Annotated in this window: 3 protein-coding genes; 2 read left to right on the forward strand and 1 reads right to left on the reverse strand. The window is 68.8% G+C overall.

All coding sequences use genetic code 11. From position 1 onward, the window contains the following. Both VGD20_RS04915 and VGD20_RS04920 read left to right on the forward strand, forming a co-directional pair. A partial coding sequence (locus VGD20_RS04915; RefSeq protein ID WP_331133378.1) for an RNA methyltransferase occupies positions 1 to 423 on the forward strand: 423 nt, incomplete at its 5' end. After that, complete coding sequence (locus VGD20_RS04920) at positions 420 to 734, forward strand: hypothetical protein (RefSeq protein ID WP_066488763.1); 315 nt, start codon at positions 420 to 422, stop codon at positions 732 to 734. The genes VGD20_RS04915 and VGD20_RS04920, both read left to right, overlap by 4 nt. Positions 735 to 955: 221 nt before the next feature. Here VGD20_RS04920 and rmuC read toward each other — a convergent pair whose 3' ends face one another. After that, complete coding sequence (gene rmuC / locus VGD20_RS04925; protein ID WP_066488765.1) at positions 956 to 2,338, reverse strand: DNA recombination protein RmuC; 1,383 nt, start codon at positions 2,336 to 2,338, stop codon at positions 956 to 958. Positions 2,339 to 2,368 lie beyond the last annotated feature (30 nt).

The following is a 2,368-nucleotide window of genomic DNA, read 5'->3' on the forward strand; positions in this document are numbered from 1 at the left end:
GATCCGGGCAATCTGGGCACGATCCTGCGCACCGGCGATGCGGTGGGCGCGGGCGCGCTGATCCTGGTGGACGAATGCGTCGACCCGTTTTCCACCGAGGCCGTGCGCGCCAGCATGGGGGCGCTGTTCACGGTGCCGATCGTGCGAACGCCGTGGACGGAATTCATCGCGTGGCTGCGCCAGGGTCCGGGGCAGTTGGTGGGACTGAGCCTCCAGACCGAGGAAGGCTATCGCGATGCGCCCTATGCCGCCCCCACCTTCCTGCTGACCGGCAACGAGGCGCAGGGTCTGCCCGAGGATTACGAGGCGGCGTGCGACCTGCTGGTCAAGCTGCCGATGTGCGGCAAGGCCGACAGCCTGAACGCGGCGGTGGCGACCGCGGTGATGGCCTATGAGGTGCTGGCGCGGCACGGCCGCGGATGATCGCCGCGCTGGCAATCGCCGCGGCGACCCCGCCCGCCATCTACCGCGCGCTGGGAACCGAGCCGTTCTGGAACGTCGCGATCACCGGTCGCCGCGCGCGGATCGGCGAGCCGGGGCGGCGCGACGTGGTGGTGGCGGTCGATCACCCCGAACGCCGGCCGCGCGGCTGGCGCTGGCGGTCCCGGGCGCTGACGATCACGACCGAGCGGACTGCATGTAGCGACGGAATGAGCGATCGCGTCTATCCCGACCGTGTCACGATCGTCTGGCGCGGCCGGCGGCTGGAGGGATGTGGCGGGCACCGGCCCTAGGTCGGATCGACCCTCAGGCCCACGATCCGTTCATGCTGAGGAGAGGCTGAGCGAAGTCGAAGCCTCGTCTCGAAGCGCATGCTGGGAAACATGCCACCGATAGATTCAGGATCGTCCGGGAGACGATCCGATCTGGGCATCCCTTCGAGACGCCGTTTCGACAAGCTCAACGGCTCCTCAGGGCGAACGGAGGCGAATGTCGATCGGCCCTAGCGCCATCGCTATTCCGCCGCATCGTCCAGCGCTGCCAGCTTGGTGAGCGGGCGGGCGATCTGTTCGCCGACCGGGAGCGCCTCGATCGAGCGGTTGCCGGTGTCGACGTTAAGCGTCTCGAACCGTTTCGCGCTGGTCAGCACCTGGCTTTCGAGGCTGCCCACGAAGGCGTTATAGGCGCCCATCGCGGTATCAAGGTTCTTGCCGAGTTTCGACACATGCCCGCCCATCACCGCGAGGCGCGCGTAGAGTTCCTTGCCGAGCGCGGCGATCTCCTGCGCCTGCGCGGCCAGTTTTTCCTGTCGCCACACCGCCGAGACGGTGCGCGCGATCGCGATCAGGTTGGTCGGCGTGGCCAGTAGCACGCGGCGGTCGAAGGCGAAGTCCCACAATGTCGGATCATGTTCGAGCGCGGCGGACAGGAAATGTTCGCCCGGCACGAACATCACCACATATTCGGGCGCATCGGCGAACTGCGTCCAATAGGCCTTGGCTCCCAGCGCGTTGACATGCGCGCGCATCGAGGCGGCGTGCGCGGCGAGGCCCAGCTGGCGCTCGCCCTCATCCACCGCGCCGAACGCATCCTGGTAAGCGTTGAGCGATACCTTGGCGTCGATGATGAGCGACTTGCCGCCGGGCACGCGGACGATCGCGTCCGGACGCAGCCGGCCCTGCCCGTCCTCGGCCGCGACGCTGACCTCCATCTGGAAATCGGTGTGCTCGGCAAGGCCGCAGCTTTCGAGGACGTTGCGCAATTGCTGCTCGCCCCACCGGCCCCGCGCCTTGGGCGCGTTGCGCAGCGCGTTAACCAGCTTGGCCGCCTCGCCCGAGACGCGCTCCTGCCCGGCGCGCATCGCCTCGATCTGCCCATGCAACTGGCCGAAGGCATCGCGGCGCTCCGCCTCGATCTTTGCCACGCCTTCCTCATAGCGCAGCAGCCGGTCGTTGACGGGTTGCAGCAGCGCCTTCAGCCCCTGCCCGGCCTGTTCCTCCGACTGGCGCAGCCGCGCCTCGGCACGCTCCAGGAACGCCTTTTGCGCGTCGGTCAGCGCGGTCTGCGCCACTTCCTTGAAGCGCAGCGTCATCTCGTCCGCGGCGACCTTCAGGTCGGCGATGCGCTGCTCGGCGGCGCGACCCTCGGCGGTCAGGCGCGAGACGTCGAGGCGCGCGGCCTCGCGCTCGTCACGCGCCTGCGTCAGCTCTTCCCGGAGCGTCTCGGCTGCTTTCGCGCGCTCCTCCGCGGCGGCCAGATCGGTGATCGCGCGGCGAAACTGCTCGGCCTGCGCATCGCGGTCGGTGCGCAGCGCCGCGACCTCCCGCTTGCCCGCTAGCCAGCCGATGAGAAGGCCCAGTGCGACGGCGACGAGCGCGATGAGGAGATATTCGACCATGCGCGGAACATAGATCGAACGACGGCGTGG

Source organism: Sphingopyxis sp., from assembly GCF_036402335.1.
In the GTDB taxonomy this organism is placed as follows: Bacteria; Pseudomonadota; Alphaproteobacteria; order Sphingomonadales; family Sphingomonadaceae; genus Sphingopyxis.